The 14780-nt window shown below is 69.0% G+C and carries 18 protein-coding genes; 3 read left to right on the forward strand and 15 right to left on the reverse strand.

All coding sequences use genetic code 11. The annotated features are described in order from the left end of the window. Window positions 1–60: 60 nt before the first annotated feature. A complete protein-coding gene (locus ABD197_RS09670) occupies window positions 61–1107 on the forward strand; it encodes an AI-2E family transporter (protein ID WP_344053948.1) in 1047 nt (348 codons plus the stop codon). A gap of 10 nt (window positions 1108–1117) precedes the next feature. Here ABD197_RS09670 and ABD197_RS09675 read toward each other — a convergent pair whose 3' ends face one another. The 9 genes from ABD197_RS09675 to rpsB all read right to left on the reverse strand — a co-directional run bounded on the left by ABD197_RS09675 (window position 1118) and on the right by rpsB (window position 7851). Next, the gene (locus ABD197_RS09675) at window positions 1118–1843 is read right to left on the reverse strand and encodes an alpha/beta hydrolase (protein ID WP_344053950.1); all 726 of its coding nucleotides are present in this window, start codon (window positions 1841–1843) and stop codon (window positions 1118–1120) included. 1 nt (window position 1844) lies between these two features. Beyond that, on the reverse strand, window positions 1845–2129 hold the full coding sequence (locus ABD197_RS09680) for a hypothetical protein (RefSeq protein WP_344053952.1): 285 nt from the start codon (window positions 2127–2129) through the stop codon (window positions 1845–1847). A 4-nt stretch (window positions 2130–2133) separates the two neighbouring features. Then, complete coding sequence (locus ABD197_RS09685; RefSeq protein ID WP_344053954.1) at window positions 2134–2850, reverse strand: aggregation-promoting factor C-terminal-like domain-containing protein; 717 nt, start codon at window positions 2848–2850, stop codon at window positions 2134–2136. A gap of 56 nt (window positions 2851–2906) precedes the next feature. Further along, on the reverse strand, window positions 2907–3467 hold the full coding sequence (locus ABD197_RS09690) for a DivIVA domain-containing protein (protein ID WP_344055832.1): 561 nt from the start codon (window positions 3465–3467) through the stop codon (window positions 2907–2909). After that, window positions 3467–4504 (reverse strand): phosphatidate cytidylyltransferase, encoded by a 1038-nt coding sequence (locus tag ABD197_RS09695; protein ID WP_344053956.1) that lies wholly within the window; start codon window positions 4502–4504, stop codon window positions 3467–3469. The genes ABD197_RS09690 and ABD197_RS09695 overlap by 1 nt, the downstream gene beginning before the upstream one ends. An 8-nt stretch (window positions 4505–4512) precedes the next feature. After that, a complete protein-coding gene (frr, locus tag ABD197_RS09700; protein WP_344053958.1) occupies window positions 4513–5067 on the reverse strand; it encodes a ribosome recycling factor in 555 nt (184 codons plus the stop codon). A gap of 57 nt (window positions 5068–5124) precedes the next feature. After that, a complete protein-coding gene (pyrH, locus tag ABD197_RS09705) occupies window positions 5125–5844 on the reverse strand; it encodes a UMP kinase (RefSeq protein WP_344053960.1) in 720 nt (239 codons plus the stop codon). Window positions 5845–5951: 107 nt separating this feature from the next. Further along, complete coding sequence (gene tsf / locus ABD197_RS09710) at window positions 5952–6779, reverse strand: translation elongation factor Ts (protein WP_344053962.1); 828 nt, start codon at window positions 6777–6779, stop codon at window positions 5952–5954. 85 nt (window positions 6780–6864) lie between these two features. Continuing rightward, window positions 6865–7851, reverse strand: coding sequence for a 30S ribosomal protein S2 (gene rpsB / locus ABD197_RS09715; RefSeq protein WP_344053965.1), 987 nt, complete (start codon window positions 7849–7851; stop codon window positions 6865–6867). Between the two features lie 315 nt (window positions 7852–8166). Here rpsB and ABD197_RS09720 point away from each other — a divergent pair, with 315 nt between their 5' ends. After that, the gene (locus ABD197_RS09720; protein ID WP_344053967.1) at window positions 8167–8724 is read left to right on the forward strand and encodes a M23 family metallopeptidase; all 558 of its coding nucleotides are present in this window, start codon (window positions 8167–8169) and stop codon (window positions 8722–8724) included. A gap of 16 nt (window positions 8725–8740) precedes the next feature. On the opposite strand, the gene ABD197_RS09725 is transcribed toward ABD197_RS09720, so the two are convergent. Genes ABD197_RS09725 through ABD197_RS09740 form a run of 4 tightly spaced genes read right to left on the reverse strand, consistent with a single transcriptional unit; the run spans window position 8741 to window position 12802 of the window. Further along, window positions 8741–9646 carry a tyrosine-type recombinase/integrase gene (locus ABD197_RS09725; RefSeq protein WP_344053969.1) on the reverse strand — a complete coding sequence of 302 codons (906 nt, stop codon included), beginning with the start codon at window positions 9644–9646 and terminating at the stop codon, window positions 8741–8743. A gap of 26 nt (window positions 9647–9672) precedes the next feature. After that, window positions 9673–10914 (reverse strand): DNA-processing protein DprA, encoded by a 1242-nt coding sequence (gene dprA / locus ABD197_RS09730; RefSeq protein WP_344053971.1) that lies wholly within the window; start codon window positions 10912–10914, stop codon window positions 9673–9675. Next, complete coding sequence (locus tag ABD197_RS09735; RefSeq protein WP_344053973.1) at window positions 10911–12443, reverse strand: YifB family Mg chelatase-like AAA ATPase; 1533 nt, start codon at window positions 12441–12443, stop codon at window positions 10911–10913. Before ABD197_RS09735 ends, dprA begins: the two co-directional genes overlap by 4 nt. After that, window positions 12440–12802: a YraN family protein gene (locus tag ABD197_RS09740; protein ID WP_344053975.1), complete on the reverse strand. Its 363-nt coding sequence runs from the start codon at window positions 12800–12802 to the stop codon at window positions 12440–12442. Before ABD197_RS09740 ends, ABD197_RS09735 begins: the two co-directional genes overlap by 4 nt. Before the next feature lie 130 nt (window positions 12803–12932). Here ABD197_RS09740 and ABD197_RS09745 point away from each other — a divergent pair, with 130 nt between their 5' ends. Continuing rightward, the gene (locus ABD197_RS09745) at window positions 12933–13256 is read left to right on the forward strand and encodes a DUF2469 family protein (RefSeq protein WP_344053977.1); all 324 of its coding nucleotides are present in this window, start codon (window positions 12933–12935) and stop codon (window positions 13254–13256) included. Window positions 13257–13263: 7 nt separating this feature from the next. On the opposite strand, the gene ABD197_RS09750 is transcribed toward ABD197_RS09745, so the two are convergent. Continuing rightward, a complete protein-coding gene (locus ABD197_RS09750) occupies window positions 13264–13923 on the reverse strand; it encodes a ribonuclease HII (RefSeq protein ID WP_344053978.1) in 660 nt (219 codons plus the stop codon). Window positions 13924–13933: 10 nt separating this feature from the next. After that, window positions 13934–14713, reverse strand: a complete 780-nt coding sequence (lepB, locus tag ABD197_RS09755; RefSeq protein ID WP_344053979.1) for a signal peptidase I — start codon at window positions 14711–14713, stop codon at window positions 13934–13936. Window positions 14714–14780 lie beyond the last annotated feature (67 nt).

Raw genomic sequence — 14780 nt, forward strand, 5'->3', positions numbered from 1 at the left:
ATCCTGACCTGACAGCTCATCGCCGTACCGCCGAGAACCTCGGCACAGACAGGAGCCACCGTGAAGGTGCACAATCCGTTCCGCGTCGCCCTCGTGGCGACCCTCGGCGTCGGCGTGGGTCTGCTGCTGATCAGCAGCGTCCAGACGCTGTCGACGATCCTGCTCTACGTCGGCACCGCGCTGTTCCTCAGCCTCGGCCTCGAGCCGGCCATCTCCTTCCTCGAGCGGCGCAAGCTTCCCCGGTGGGCCGCGGTGCTGATCACGATCCTCGGTGTGCTGGCCGCTTTCGCCGGGATCGTGCTGATGCTCGTGCCGATCATCGCCGGCCAGATCAGTCAGCTCGTGGAAGCGATCACGAAGCTCGTCGAGAGCGGGACGACACTCGACGACTTCAAGGCGTGGCTGGGCGGCATTTTCCCGAACCTCAAGATCGACGAGGTGGTCGCCTTCGTCGAGGATTGGATCTCCAATCTCGACTACGCCTCGATCGGCCAGGGCGTCCTCGCCGTCGGCGCCTCGGTGCTGGCGGGCCTCGCCGGCGCCTTCATCGTGCTGATCCTCACGATCTACTTCACCGCTTCCACGCCGAATCTGAAGGCCGCCGTCTACCAGCTCGTCCCTGCCTCGAAGCGTGCGCGGTTCATCGACATCGCGGAGCAGATCACGAAGTCCGTCGGCTATTTCGTGATGGGCCAGGTCACGATGGGTGTGATCAACGGCGTGCTGAGCGCGATCTTCCTGTCGATCATCCAGGCTCCGTTCCCCGCCGTCCTGGCCGTCGTCGCCTTCTTCTTCTCGCTCATCCCCCTGGTCGGAACCCTCACCGGCTCCGCGATCATCGTCCTGATCTGCCTGGGTCTCGGCTCACCGACGACCGCGCTCGTCGCGGCGATCTACTACCTGATCTACATGCAGATCGAGGCGTACGTGATCTCGCCGAGGGTCATGAACCGCGCGGTGTCGGTGCCCGGTGCCGTCGTCGTCATCGCAGCGCTCGCGGGCGGATCACTGCTCGGCCTGCTCGGTGCGCTCATCGCGATCCCGGTGGCCGCGAGCATCCTCATCATCTACCGCCAGGTGATCATCCCGCGGCAGAACGAACGCTGAGACCTGCCGCTCAGTCCTCCGGGAGAGGACCGTCCCACGTGATGGGCAGCGGAAGGGCATCCGGGTTGACGGCGGCGACGATCTCCGTCAGAACGCGTCTGGTCTGGTTCTCCCCCACCCACAGATGCTTGCCGCCCTCGACGGCGATCATGACGGCATCCGGGATGCTCGCGAAACGTTCGGCGGCCGCATCCGGCCGGAGGTAGTCATCGAACTCCGGTACGATCACGATCACGCGACGGGAGTCGCCCGCCCAGGCGGCGACCTCCTCGGGTGTCGCACGGTGCAGCGGCGGAGAGAGCAGGATGACGCCCTCGATGTCATGGTCGCGTCCGTACTTGAGCGCGAGCTCCGTGCCGAAGGACCACCCGACCAGCCACGGACGAGGAAGACCCCTTTCACGCACGAGATCCATCGCGGCTGCGACGTCGAAGGCTTCGGACGCGCCTCCGTCGAATGTGCCCTCGCTCGTCCCGTGCGGCGACGTCGTGCCGCGCGTGTTGAAGCGCAGAACAGCGAGATCGGCGAGAGCGGGCAGTCGCGCCGCCGCTTTGCGGAGGATGTGCGAATCCATGAAGCCACCCGCGGTGGGCAGCGGGTGCAGCGTCACCAGCGTCGCGACGGGCGGAGTCTCCGACGGCTGGGCGAGCTCGCCCACGAGAGTGAGCTCGTCGAGCGTCCGGAGCGTGATCGCCTCGCGGCGAGCGGGTAGAAGCACGGGTCCTCTGATGTCCATGTCAGGCGATCCTCCAGCAGTGCGTATGCCAATGTCGTCGGGCGGCGAGATCCGCCTGATCCCCCAGAACGCCGTCCGAGCGCCACACCACCACGTGCGCCGTCGCCGGAGCCACCGACCGACCGCAGCCCGGGCACACGTACGATTTCGTCGCCTGCGACGCCGACACGGGCTGCACCGTCCACGTCACACCGCGCCTGATCTCGGACCGCTTCCAGCCGGCGATCAGCCGGTCCAGGCCGTCGTCGTCTGCTCCGTCGGGGCGACGACGGTTCGCGCGCGGCATGGGATCAGTACCAGCCGACCGACTCGGAATGCGCCCATGCGCCGCAGGGGTCGCCGTAGCGCCCGCCGATGTACCCCAGCCCCCAGGAGATCTGCGTCGCGGGGTTGGTCTCCCAGTCCGCGCCGGCAGATCCCATCTTGCTTCCGGGAAGAGCCTGCGGGATGCCGTACGCCCCGCTTCCGGCGTTGTAGGCGTTCACGCGCCACCCCGATTCACGGTTCCACAGCGCAACGAGACAGGCGAACTGGTCATCGCCCCAGCCTCGTGCGCGCACCATGTCGTACGCGATCGCCTGAGCGGTGCCGGGGTCGGGTGAGACGAAGGGTGGTGTCCACCCACCGCCGGACGAGGACGACGACTCGGCCACGACCGGTTCCGGTGTCGGCGTCGGTGTGGGCGTGACGTACACGGTGTAGTTGTCGCGATCGAGCGGCGTGACCTCGCTCGCGGCGTAGGCGTCCGCATCGAGGCGCTGCGCATCCCCGAGGGTGCTCGAGTACAGCGTGATCGGCTGGCGCTCCTGCGCACTGGCTTGCGAGAGTGCGACACCCGTCGGTCCGATGTACGCCACGACGAATCCGAGCGCGGCGAACCCGGCGAAGGCCCCGAGCACGCCGCGGCGGCGTGACCACCGGGGTGCCGGCGCGGGTGCGGACCGACGTGCAGACGGACGGACCACGGGCGCGTCGCTCGCGCGCGTCATCTCGTCACCGGCAGTCACAGTGGTGCGAGTCTACCCGGGCCCTCCGTGGCCCGCCATCCGGCCGCTCTCCTGCGTCACGCGACCGCGAGCATGACCTCGATGACGGCGTCGAGCACCGCATCCACCTGCGCTTCACGGTAGCCCCCGCGCTGCATCCGGAACGCGACGGCACGCACCTGCTCGACCGTGACGGAGTCCCCCGTCTCGAGGTATTTCGCGAGCTTGTCCGCGACGAGGTCCACCTCGTCGATCCGATAGCCGTATCTCAGCACACTGACGCGGTCGAATCGGCGACCGCGCGGTCTCGAGAGACGATCGAGCACGACCTGAGCGGTCTCCCGCGTCTGGCCGACCCACGCGTGCGCGCCCTCCGCTCCGACGGCCGCCTCCCGTTCGCGGGCGGCGAAGGCATCCTCGATGCGTCCGAGAGCGGCATCCACCGCGGGGATGGCGTACCCGCGGCGCACGAGCGGGAACGCCGCTCGACGCACGTCGCCGGAGGTCATCGGCTCGGCGTCGGCCTCGAAGGCCTCGCGGGCCCGGGTGAGGAACTCGTCCACGGCCCGCTTGTCGTACCCCTTCGCCGCACCGCGCGTCTCGGGGAACGTGGCCGCCGGTGATCCGGAAGTGCTCATCATGCCGCCAAGGGTGAGAAGAGGTAGTACAGCGCGAGCGCCGCGACGACGGACGGGAGGATCGAGTCGAGGCGATCGAGCACCCCCCCGTGACCCGGAAGCCACGAACTCATGTCCTTTATGCCGAGATCGCGCTTGATCATCGACTCGCCGAGGTCACCGGCGGTCGCGGTGCCGACCACGATCGCGCCCAGGATCAGACCCGGCCACCAGGGCAGGCCCAGCATGAACAGCGAGAGCAGCACTCCGGCGATCAGAGCCGCGAGGACCGCGCCCGCGAAACCCTCCCAGGTCTTCTTCGGGCTGATCTTCGGCGCCATCGGATGCTTGCCGAAGGACAGCCCGGCGGCGTAGGCACCGGTGTCCGAGGCCACGGCGATGATGATGAACGCGAGGACCCACCATTCCCCGCCGTCCTGGCGGAGCAGGATCAGACACAGGCTCGTCAGGAAAGGGACGTAGAGCTGGATGAACCCGGCGATCAGGACGTCGCCCAGGACGGCGCCGTACGTGCGGCCGTCGCGCGCGAACATCTGCGCGATGAGCCGCCAGACGATGACGAGCGCGATGGCGACGAAGACGACGACCCAGTGCAGCCACAGACCCAGGAAGAATCCGGACAGGACCAGCACCGAACCCACGACCAGCTGCGGGACGAGGTCGACCTTCCGGCCCGAACCGATCAGTGCCCGGCTGAACTCGAAGATCCCGAGGATCGCCGCGCCGAGGGCGAAGAGCACGAACAGCCATTTCAGGAAGATGAGCGACGCGATCAGGACCGCGCCGATCGCGAGTCCGATCAGCGTTGCGACGATCAGGTCCCGACCCGTCCGCTGCTTGATCCGCTCATTCGCCTCTTCGAACTCCGCACGCTTCTGGGCGACCTGATTCTCGAACTCGCTGCGCGCTGCGCGCACGTGGGCCTGGAAGTCGGCGTTGAGATCGGGGGCGGCGGCGCCCCTGCGCGCTCCTGCCGCCTCGCGGCGCGTCAGCGGCGGGGGCGGGGAGTCCGGGAGATCGCCGGATGCGTCGGTCATGAGCGGGGTCAGACCTCGAGGAGCTCGGCCTCTTTACGCTTGAGCGCCTCGTCGATCGCGTCGACGTGGGCGCGCGTGAGCGCATCGAGTTCCTTCTCCGCACGTCCGAGCTCGTCCTCGCCGATCTCGCTCTTGAGGGCGTCGAGATCGTCCTTCGTCTTGCGACGGATGCCGCGCACGTGCACTTTCGCGTCCTCGCCCTTCGAGCGCACGAGCTTGACGAACTCCTTGCGGCGCTCCTCGGTCAGCTCGGGCAGGGTCACGCGCACCAGGTTGCCGTCGTTCGTCGGATTCGCACCGAGGTTCGGTGTGTCGCGAATGGCCTGCTCGATCGCCTTCAGTGCGGACTTGTCATAGGGCGTGACCACGAGCGTCCGCGCCTCCGGGTTGTTCAGCGAGGCGAGCTGGGCGAGGGGCGTGGGCGTGCCGTAGTAGTCCACCAGGATCTTCTGGAACAGCTGGGGGTTCGCCCGCCCGGTCCGAACGGTGGCGAAATCGTCCTTCGCCGCCTCGACGGCACGGTCCATGCGCGATCCGGCCTCAGCCAAGACGTCCGCGATCACAGTGACTCCTATCGGTAGATCCAGAACTGTCAGTCTAGTGCGCGGACCCCGCGCACCTCAGGCGGTGACGAGCGTGCCGATGTGCTCTCCGAGCAGCGCCCGGGTCACGTTGCCCGCCGGCTCCATCCCGAACACCCGCATGTCCATCTTGTTGTCCATGCACAGGCTGAACGCGGTCGAATCCACCACCTTGAGGCCCCGCTGCAGTGCATCGAGGTACGTGATGCGATCGATCTTCGTCGCGTTCGGATCCTTGTTCGGATCGGCGGTGTACACGCCGTCCACACCGTTCTTCGCGACCAGGACCTCGGACGCACCGATCTCCAGCGCGCGTTGGGCGGCCACCGTATCGGTGGAGAAGTACGGCAGTCCGGCTCCGGCGCCGAAGATCACGACGCGCCCTTTCTCCATATGCCGCTCCGCGCGGCGCGGGATGTAGGGTTCGGCGACCTGGGTCATCGAGATCGCGGACTGCACGCGCGTGGCGGCCCCGGCCTGCTCGAGGAAGTCCTGCAGCGCGAGAGCGTTCATCACGGTGCCCAGCATGCCCATGTAGTCGGCCCGGCCGCGGTCCATTCCGCGCTGGCTGAGCTCGGCTCCACGGAAGAAATTGCCGCCGCCCACGACGACGGCGATCTCCACGCGGTCGACCGCTTCGGCGATCTCCCGCGCCATCTGACTGACGACGTCGGGGTTGACCCCCAGGGAGCCGCCTCCGAACGCCTCTCCGGAGAGCTTCAGAAGGACGCGCCTCGTCCCGGTCGCCTCATCGATCACGTGTCTTCCTTCCGTCGCCTGTACAAAAACTAGCCGAGCGGGTCACCCATCGGTGACCGCCCAGGCAAAAGGCCCGCATCGGATCCGATGCGGGCCTTCCGGGTGTGTTACGCGCCGACCTTGAAGCGGGCGAAGCCCGTCAGGGTGAGCCCGGCATCCTTCGCGACCTGCGCCACGGACTGCTTGTTGTCCTTCGCGTAGTCCTGGTCCAGCAGAGCGACCTGCTTGAAGAAGGCGCCGACGCGACCCTCGACGATCTTCGGCAGGGCGGCTTCCGGCTTGCCCTCCTGGCGCGAGATCTCCGTGACGATCTCCCGCTCCTTCTCGACCTCGGACTCGGGGACCTCGTCACGCGACAGGTACGTGGGGTTCGCGAACGAGATGTGCTGTGCGATGCTGCGCGCGGTCTCGGCGTCCTCACCCGAGTAGGCCAGCACGACACCGACCTGCGGGGGCAGGTCCTTGCTGGTCTTGTGCAGGTACACCTCGAACTTGTCGCCGACCAGCGTGCGCGCGCGGCGCAGCTCGACCTTCTCGCCGATGATCGCTGCCTCGTCGGCGATGAGCTGCTCGACGGACTGCCCGCCGGCGTCGGCGGCGAGGGCGGCCTCGACCGAGTCGGCGGACACGGCGGCCGCGGCGTCCGCGACCTTGTCCGCCAGAGCGATGAAGCGATCGTTCTTGGCCACGAAGTCGGTCTCGCACGCGAGCTCGATCAGGGTGACCTTGCCATCGGACTCACGGGCGGCGACGAGGCCTTCGCTCGTGGAACGGTCAGCGCGCTTGGCGTTGCCCTTCGCGCCCTTCAGACGCAGGATCTCGACGGCCTTCTCGACGTCGCCGTCGGCCTCTTCGAGAGCCTTCTTGGTGTCGACCATGCCCGTGCCGAGCTGGTCGCGCAGCGCCTTGATGTCGGCGATCGTGAAGTTTGCCATGTGTGGCGGCTCCTTGATGTAGTTCAGTCCAGTGGGATGCGTCGGCGGGGCCGCGAACGACCCCGCCGACGTGCGATGAATGTGCTTACTTCGCGTCGGCGGCTTCGGCGGCCTCGACCTCGGCGACGTCCTGGCCCGCGGCATCCGCGATGGCCTCGTCGTGCGCTTCCGCGCCGGCGGCGTCATCCGCGGTCTCGGTGGCCGACTCGCCCTCGCTCGCCTGCTCGGCCTCGACGGCCTCCGCGAGGTCGCTCTCGGCGATCTTCTCGTCGGCGACCTTCGCGGTCTCGGCGGAGGACTGCTCCGGCGCGCCCTGCTCGAGCAGCTCGCGCTCCCAGTCGGCCAGCGGCTCGGCGGCTTCGGCGGACTCGTCGGTCGGGTTGTGACGCTGGATGAGACCCTCGGCGGCGGCATCCGCGATGATGCGGGTGAGCAGGCCCACCGAGCGGATCGCGTCGTCGTTGCCGGGGATCGGGTACTGGAACTCGTCCGGGTCCGCGTTCGTGTCCAGGATGCCGATGATCGGGATGCCGAGCTTGCTCGCCTCGTTGACGGCCAGGTGCTCGCGCTTCGCGTCGACGACCCAGATCGCCGACGGCGTCTTGGTCATGTTGCGAATACCGCCGAGGGACTTGTGCAGCTTGTCCAGCTCGCGCTTCTTGAGGAGGAGTTCCTTCTTCGTGAAGCCGCTGTCCGCCGGGTTGTCGTAGTCGAGCTCCTCGAGCTCCTTCATACGCGCGAGGCGCTTGGAGACCGTCTGGAAGTTCGTGAGGAGGCCGCCGAGCCAGCGCTGGTTGACGTAGGGCTGGCCGACGCGGGTCGCCTGCTCGGCGATGATCTCCTGGGCCTGCTTCTTGGTGCCGACGAAGAGGACCGTTCCGCCGTGGGCGACGGTCTCCTTGACGAACTCGTACGCCTTGTCGATGTACGTCAGCGACTGCTGGAGGTCGATGATGTGGATGCCGCTGCGCTCGGTGAGGATGAAGCGCTTGACCTTCGGGTTCCACCGGCGGGTCTGGTGTCCGAAGTGCACGCCGCTGTCGAGCAGCTGGCGGATGGTGACGACGGCCATGGCCGTTCTCCTGTTCTCGACGCACGGGTGCGCCGCTTGCGGTTGTTCTCTCGCTCGATCGGGTCGATCGGCGGGCCTGGTGCCCGGCGCACCCCCGCTCTCGGGCTTTCGCCAGACAGACCGGTGGGAGTGGATGCCGCGATTCTGCGGACCGGGGTCCGCAGGCCGCTGAGGGCACGCGTATTCACCTCGATGAACGGGGTGTCCTGCCAGTGTATCAGTCGCCCCTCCTCCCCAGCTCTTCGATGCACGTGGTTCTCCCCCGTTCGCACGGTTCGGGCTCACCGGCTGCGCGGTCGAAGGCACGCTGGCGGTGTGGAACTGTCGCGTACGCGGGCACCGCGCCTGCCGGCGATCACGCTCGTCGCCGCTCTCGCCGTCGCTTGTGGTGCGAGCGCCCTGCCGGAGGGCGCGCACGGAGCGGCAGGCGTGACGGTCCCGTCGACGCGGACGATGCTCGCTGAGCGGGACTGGGCGCGGCCGGTCGTTCCGTTCCGCGTCGTGCGCGCCTTCATCGCCCCGGCCCATGAGTACGGTCCGGGGCATCGAGGCATCGACGTGGAGGCCCCCGCCGGGGCGGATGTCTCCGCTCCGGCCTCCGGCATCGTCGCCTTCTCGGGGATGGTGGCCGGGCGCGGCATCCTGACGATCGACCACGGCGATGGCCTGGTCTCCACTTTCGAACCCGTGCAGAGCGTCCTGAGTCCCGGGACCCCGGTCGGCAAGGGTGAGCACATCGGGGCCGTGACATCCGGCGGACATGCACCGCTCGGACAGCTGCACTTCGGAGTCCGGCTGAACGACTCCTACATCAACCCGATGCTCCTGCTCGGGGAGGTGCCGCGCGCGATCCTCCTCCCCTGCTGCGAATGACCCGCGGGCCGGCCGCTCAGGCCCGGGGGTGTGCGAGGCGATACGTGGCGGCGAGGCGCTCGGAGGAGACGTGCGTGTAGATCTGGGTCGTGCCGAGGCTGGCGTGTCCGAGAAGCTCCTGCACGGCCCGAAGATCCGCGCCGCCGTCCAGCAGATGCGTCGCGGCGGAGTGGCGCAGTGCGTGCGGCCCCACGGCTGCCGACTCGAGAACCGCACCGAGCTCTCGAGAGACGACGTCGTAGACGGCCCGTGCCGTGATGCGGCGGCCGCGACTGCCCAGGAAGACCGCGGGTCCTGCACCGTCTTCCGACCGGTCGACCAGAGCGGGGCGTGCCCTGATCAAGTAGGACTGCAGAGCTCGGTGCGCCGGCACGCCGAACGGGACGACACGCTCTTTGTCGCCCTTGCCGGTGACCCGCACGGTGGCCCGGCTGTCGTCGATGTCGTCGCGATCGATCGCGGTGAGCTCGGACACCCGGATCGCGGAGGCATAGAGCAGCTCGAGCATGGCGTGATCGCGCAGCACCACCGGGTCACCGCCGGCGGCGCGGGAGCCCAGGTCATCGAGCATCAGGCGCATCCGATCCGCCGTCGCCACCCGGGGCAGGGTTCGGCCCCGTTTCGGGGCGACCAGCCTCAGGCTCGGGTCGGCGCCGAGAAGACCCTCCTCGGTCGCCCAGGCGCAGAATCCACGCGCCGCGGCGGTGCGGCGCGCGAGAGTCGATCGGGCGTCGCCGCGCTGCGTCGCCCGCCACAGCCATTCTCGGAGGGCTTCGAGGTCCAGCGCGTCCAGGTCGGGCGACGGGACGGCTGCGGCGAGATCCCGCAGGTCCGCTCGGTACGCGCGGACCGTCGCCGGAGACAGCCGACGCACGCGGGCGAGGTGATCCGCATACGCATCGGCCGCCTGCTCGATCTGCATCCTCTCAGCATGCCCCACGCCCGGCATCACGCGGAGCCGGACCGCCGCACGCGTCGCCATCCGTCCCGACCGTCGACCGCCGCGCCTTCGAGCCAGAGCAGACCGAGGATCGCGGACGCGTCATCCACGGCGATTCCGGATCTGCGGGCGATCTCCGCGACCTCGCGCGGCGCGCGGAAGCTCATGGCATCGAGGACCCGCGTCGCATCGTCGGTCCTCCCTGCCGATCCGCTGCGCGGACGGGGCTCGCCGGTCACGTCGAACAGTGCCGTCTGTCCGTCCGGGGCGCCGATGAGTTCCAGGACGTCGTCGGCGCTGGTCACGCACCGCGCGTCGTACTCGCGCAGCAGCCGATGGCATCCGGCGGACGCGGCGCTGGTCACCGGGCCCGGCACGGCACCCAGGGGACGGGACATCGCGGCGGCGTGGCCCGCAGTGTTCAACGACCCGCTGCGGTGACCCGCTTCCACGACGACCGTGGCATCTCCGAGTGCGGCGATCACGCGGTTGCGCTGGAGGAAACGCCACTTCGTCGGCTCCGAACCGCACGGCACCTCGCTGATGACCGCCCCCGTCGTCGCGATGCGGTCGAGCAGGTGCGCATGCGCCCGGGGATACGGGCGGTCCACGCCCCCGGCGAGCACCGCGATGGTCGTGCCTCCGGCCAGCAGAGCAGCACGGTGCGCCGCCCCGTCGATGCCGAACGCCGCTCCGGAGATCACGCCGACTCCGCGACCGCAGAGCTCGGCCGCGATCTCGGTCGTGACGTGCTCCCCGTACGAGGTCGAGGCGCGCGCCCCGACGAGGGCGACGGTGTGCGCGGCGCGCGTCAGCGCGTCCGGAGCGCCGCGCACCCAGAGGACGAACGGCGCATGGACGCCGAGATCTCCCAGCGCAGCCGGCCAGTGCTCGTCCTCGGGGACGATCAGGCGCAGCCCCGCCCGCCGGGCGGTGTCGAGCGGGATCCGCGCATCCAGGCGCTCCAGGCGCGGCATCCACCGATTGCGCGCCTCGATCCACTGCTGCGCGGACAGCTCCGCGGCCTCCCGTGCAAGGCCGTCCGAGCCCCCGCCGGCGACCTCGATCAAGGCCGTCTCTGCTCCTACGGCCGCCACGATCCTTCCGGCGACTCCGTCGCCCGGCTCCGCCACGCAGCTCCACACGTGAGCCGCGAAGATGCGCCGCGCCCGATCCTCGTCCACGTCGGCGTCCACGACGGGGGCGATCGCGGCCCGCACTTGCGCGGAGGTGGGTAGCTGGGGGGTCATGTCGTGATGCCTTTCTTCATGAACAGCGCGCGTCCGATGTCGCCGAGGGTAGGACCGGGCTGATCCGCCAGATCGCTGAGCGTCCACGCGACTCGGAGGACCCGGTCGTAGCCACGCAGGGTGAGGGAGCCGCGATGCAGCGCGGCGTCGATCGGACGACGGATCGCCGGCGGGAGCGCGAGGGGTCCCTCACGCAGCCACGGGCCGGACACACGGGCGTTCAGCGACCACGGCGTCTCGCGCAGGCGATGCCCTGCGCGGTCGCGGGCGGCCAGGACGCGTGCAGCAGCCTCGGCGGTCGTGACCAGCCCCGTGTTCAGCGTCGACGACGCGTGCGCCACGGAGACACGTGCCAGCGACAGCTCGATGTCGACCCGATCGAGCAGCGGTCCGGACAGCCGGCCGAGGTAGCGGCGGATGGAGACGGGTGGGCACACGCACGTGCCTCCACGCACGCCGTAATTTCCGCACGGACAGGGGTTGGTCGCAAGAATCAGCTGGAAGCTGGCGGGAAAGGATGCCGTCACCCCCGCTCGGTGGATCGTGATCTCCCCCTTCTCCAGCGGCTGGCGCAGCGCATCCAGGACGCTGGGCGCGAACTCTCCCACCTCATCCAGGAACAGCACCCCGTGGGTCGCCCGCGCGATCGCGCCGGGGCGGAGCATACGGGATCCCCCGCCCACGAGTGCCGCGATGCTCGCACTGTGGTGAGGCGCCTCCAGGGGCGGTCGCCTCTGGAGTGCGGCGACCGGTTGCCCGGACAACGAGCGGATCGACGCGACCTCGAGTGCCTGCGCATCGCCGAGCGAAGGGAGGATGCCGGGCAGACGCGTCGCCAGCATCGTCTTCCCCGCGCCCGGGGGTCCGCTCATGAGCATGTGATGACCCCCGGCGGCCGCAGTGATGAGTGCATCGACGGCATCGCGCTGACCGATCACCTCCGCCAGTTCCGCGTTCGGAGCATCCTCGTCAGCGACGGCCGGCCCCGGGACCGGATCGAGCGAGCGCTCTTCGACGTCGATGCCGTGGCGGCGCGCCACGTCGCCGAGCGAGATCGCGCCGATCACCTCGATCCCGTCCACGAGGGCTGCCTCGGCGTGGTTGGCGTGGGGGACGATCACGCGTCGCATACCCAGTCGCGCCGCGGCCAGGACGGCCGGCAGGACGCCCGGCACGGGTCGCAGTCTGCCGTCGAGTCCCAGTTCGCCGATGTGGACGGTGTGGGCGAGGGACGCGGCATCCATCGGCGCCTCCGTCGCGAGCGCGGCGATCGCGATCGCGACGTCGAAGGACGAACCGTGCTTGGGCAGACTCGCCGGCGAGAGGTTCACCGTGAGCCGTCGATGCGGCAGGACGAGACCGCAGTTCGCGCTGGCGTTGTGCACACGCTGGACCGCCTCACCGAGCGCCTTGTCGGGCAGCCCGATGATGCGGAACTCCGGTCGCTGGTTCGACAGATCCGCCTCGACCTCCACGAGCGCACCGTCGAGTCCGGTCAGGGCGACGGCCCACGTGCGGGCGATCGTCATCGGAGGTCCTGCAGGTGCTCGAGGTCGCCGACGCGCGGGTCCGGCCCGACGATCGAGATGACATCCAGGCGAAGCCGCCGCCCTTGCGCCTGGTCGGGATGCTCGGCGATCCACGCGATCGCCAGGCGCCAGAGCCGCGCGTGCTTGCGCGCGTCGATCGCTTCGAACGGGTGCCCGAAGGCCCGACCGCTGCGGGCCTTGACCTCCACCACCACGAGTGCACGACCACGGGTGGCCACGAGGTCGAGTTCACCCTCGCGGATCCGCCAGTTGCGATCCAGGATCTCGTAGCCGGCGGCGCTCAGGTATGCCGCCGCACGCTCCTCCCCCGCTCTGCCGAGCACATCTTTGGCTGCCATGAAGCGATCGTGCCGGGCGCAGGGACACTGCCGGAGCGAGCGAGAGCGGACGGTGCACAAGTCGTGGGCTCGGCTGTCTGGGGAGGAGCGGCCGACGCTGAGAGGGTGACGACTCTAGGATGGAGTCACCATGGATGACGAAGTCTTCGAGGACTATGACCGCGAACTGGAGCTCGCGCTGTACCGCGAGTACCGCGATGTCGTCTCTCAGTTCCAGTACGTGATCGAGACGGAGCGCCGCTTCTATCTCGCGAACGAAGTGAACGTCGTCCGCCGGGACACGGAGCACGACTTCTATTTCGAGATCACGATGACCGACGTCTGGGTGTGGGACATCTACCGTGCCGACCGGTTTGTGAAAGGCGTTCGCGTCCTCACATTCAAGGACGTCAACGTCGAGGAGCTCTCGCGGCGCGACTTCCAGCTCCCCGAGGAGCTGTCGCTCGACTCCTGATCGGTCCTCAGAAGAGCGTCGGCGAGCCGATGAACGACCAGGATGCGCGGTGATGCGCGCTGATGCCGTGCCGCAGGATCGCCTCGCGGTGATCGAGGCTCGCGTAGCCCTTGTTGCGAGCCCAGTTGTAGTGCGGCTCCGCGTCATGCAGCTCGATCATCCGCGCGTCGCGCGCCACCTTCGCGATCACCGAAGCCGCCGCGGCGCTCGCGCAGTCGCGGTCGGCCTTGATCACCGGTCGCACCGTGAGCGCGTCACCGTGCACGGGGGTGATGTAGTCGTGATTGCCGTCCAGGACCACGATCCCCTCCTCGGGGGTGAATCCGGCGGCGGAGAGCTGCTGGAGTCCGCGTGAAGCGGCGAGTCCGAGCGCGCGCATGATGCCGATCTCATCGATCTCCTGCGGGCTCGCCCAGCCGACGGCGCTGACGCTCACCCACGCTGCGGCGCGTTCCGCGACGCCTGCGCGGCGCGATTCCGGCACGAGCTTGGAGTCGCGCAGGCCCTGAGGGACGCGCTTGCGCGAACGTGCGGCGTCGATCGCGACGACACCGACGGCGACCGGACCTGCGAGAGCGCCGCGACCGACCTCATCGCACGCGATCAACAGGGGATGCTCGCGGAGCAGACGCCGTTCGAGGGTCAGGCGCGGCTCGGTCACGACCATGGGCGCGTCGTCACTTCGAGGATTCGGCGGGCGCCTCGTCCGGCACGCTCTCGAACACCTCATGGTGGAAGTCCAGCATCCCGAACCGGTCGAACGGCCACGTGATCAGGAAAGCCCGGCCCACGACGTTCTCCACCGGCACGAACCCCTTGCCGGGCTGATCCTGGTTGTAGCGCGAGTCCTTGGACGAGTAGCGGTTGTCGCCGAGGACCCACAGGCGGTCTTCCGGGACGACGACATCGAAGTCGTCGGCGGATGCCGGGCTGTCGGGCGTCGGCAGCTTCAGGTAGGCGCTCTCGTCGATCGCCTGATCGTTCACGGTGATCTGCCCGAGGTCGTTGCAGCAGACCACGTGGTCTCCCGGCATCCCGATGACGCGCTTCACGAGATGGTCATCGCTGTCGGGTGCGGAAAGACCCACGAGCGAGAGCGTCCAGTCGAGCGCCTCGACCAGAACCGAGCGCGGCGGTTCGGTGCGCGCCGGCAGCCAGCCACCGGGGTCGCGGAACACGACGATGTCACCGCGCTCGTACCCGCCGAACCGGGGTGTGATCTCGTCGACGAGGATGCGGTCGTTCACGAGCAGCGTGTCCTCCATCGACCCGGACGGGATGTAGAACGAGCGGACCAGGAAAGTCTTCACGAGGAAGGAGACGAGCACCGCGACGAGCACGATGATGATGACGTCGCGGAGGAACGCCAGCCATCCGCGTCGACGGTCCCGGCCGCCGGCCGACCCGGAGCGGGAAGAGGACGCCGGCGCTGCGGGAGCCGTCTGCTCGGTGGTCATTCAGATTCCTTCGGCGGGCGCACCGCACCTCAGCGCGCTCTGGATCAAGGGTCGCACATCCGGCACC

Source organism: Microbacterium lacus (assembly GCF_039531105.1).
GTDB classification, from domain to species: Bacteria; Actinomycetota; Actinomycetes; order Actinomycetales; family Microbacteriaceae; genus Microbacterium; species Microbacterium lacus.

Excerpts from the sequence above, each read along its gene's own strand:
- ABD197_RS09680 (WP_344053952.1), bottom strand. The coding sequence starts at position 2,129 with ATGCCGCGCGCGAACCGTCGTCGCCCCGACGGAGCAGACGACGACGGC.
- ABD197_RS09690 (WP_344055832.1), bottom strand. The coding sequence starts at position 3,467 with ATGAGCACTTCCGGATCACCGGCGGCCACGTTCCCCGAGACGCGCGGT.
- ABD197_RS09695 (WP_344053956.1), bottom strand. The coding sequence starts at position 4,504 with ATGACCGACGCATCCGGCGATCTCCCGGACTCCCCGCCCCCGCCGCTG.
- tsf (WP_344053962.1), bottom strand. The coding sequence starts at position 6,779 with ATGGCAAACTTCACGATCGCCGACATCAAGGCGCTGCGCGACCAGCTC.
- dprA (WP_344053971.1), bottom strand. The coding sequence starts at position 10,914 with ATGACCCCCCAGCTACCCACCTCCGCGCAAGTGCGGGCCGCGATCGCC.
- rpsB (WP_344053965.1), bottom strand. The coding sequence starts at position 7,851 with ATGGCCGTCGTCACCATCCGCCAGCTGCTCGACAGCGGCGTGCACTTC.
- ABD197_RS09725 (WP_344053969.1), bottom strand. The coding sequence starts at position 9,646 with ATGCAGATCGAGCAGGCGGCCGATGCGTATGCGGATCACCTCGCCCGC.
- ABD197_RS09735 (WP_344053973.1), bottom strand. The coding sequence starts at position 12,443 with ATGACGATCGCCCGCACGTGGGCCGTCGCCCTGACCGGACTCGACGGT.
- ABD197_RS09750 (WP_344053978.1), bottom strand. The coding sequence starts at position 13,923 with ATGGTCGTGACCGAGCCGCGCCTGACCCTCGAACGGCGTCTGCTCCGC.
- lepB (WP_344053979.1), bottom strand. The coding sequence starts at position 14,713 with ATGACCACCGAGCAGACGGCTCCCGCAGCGCCGGCGTCCTCTTCCCGC.
- ABD197_RS09740 (WP_344053975.1), bottom strand. The coding sequence starts at position 12,802 with ATGGCAGCCAAAGATGTGCTCGGCAGAGCGGGGGAGGAGCGTGCGGCG.
- ABD197_RS09675 (WP_344053950.1), bottom strand. The coding sequence starts at position 1,843 with ATGGACATCAGAGGACCCGTGCTTCTACCCGCTCGCCGCGAGGCGATC.
- ABD197_RS09745 (WP_344053977.1), top strand. The coding sequence starts at position 12,933 with ATGGATGACGAAGTCTTCGAGGACTATGACCGCGAACTGGAGCTCGCG.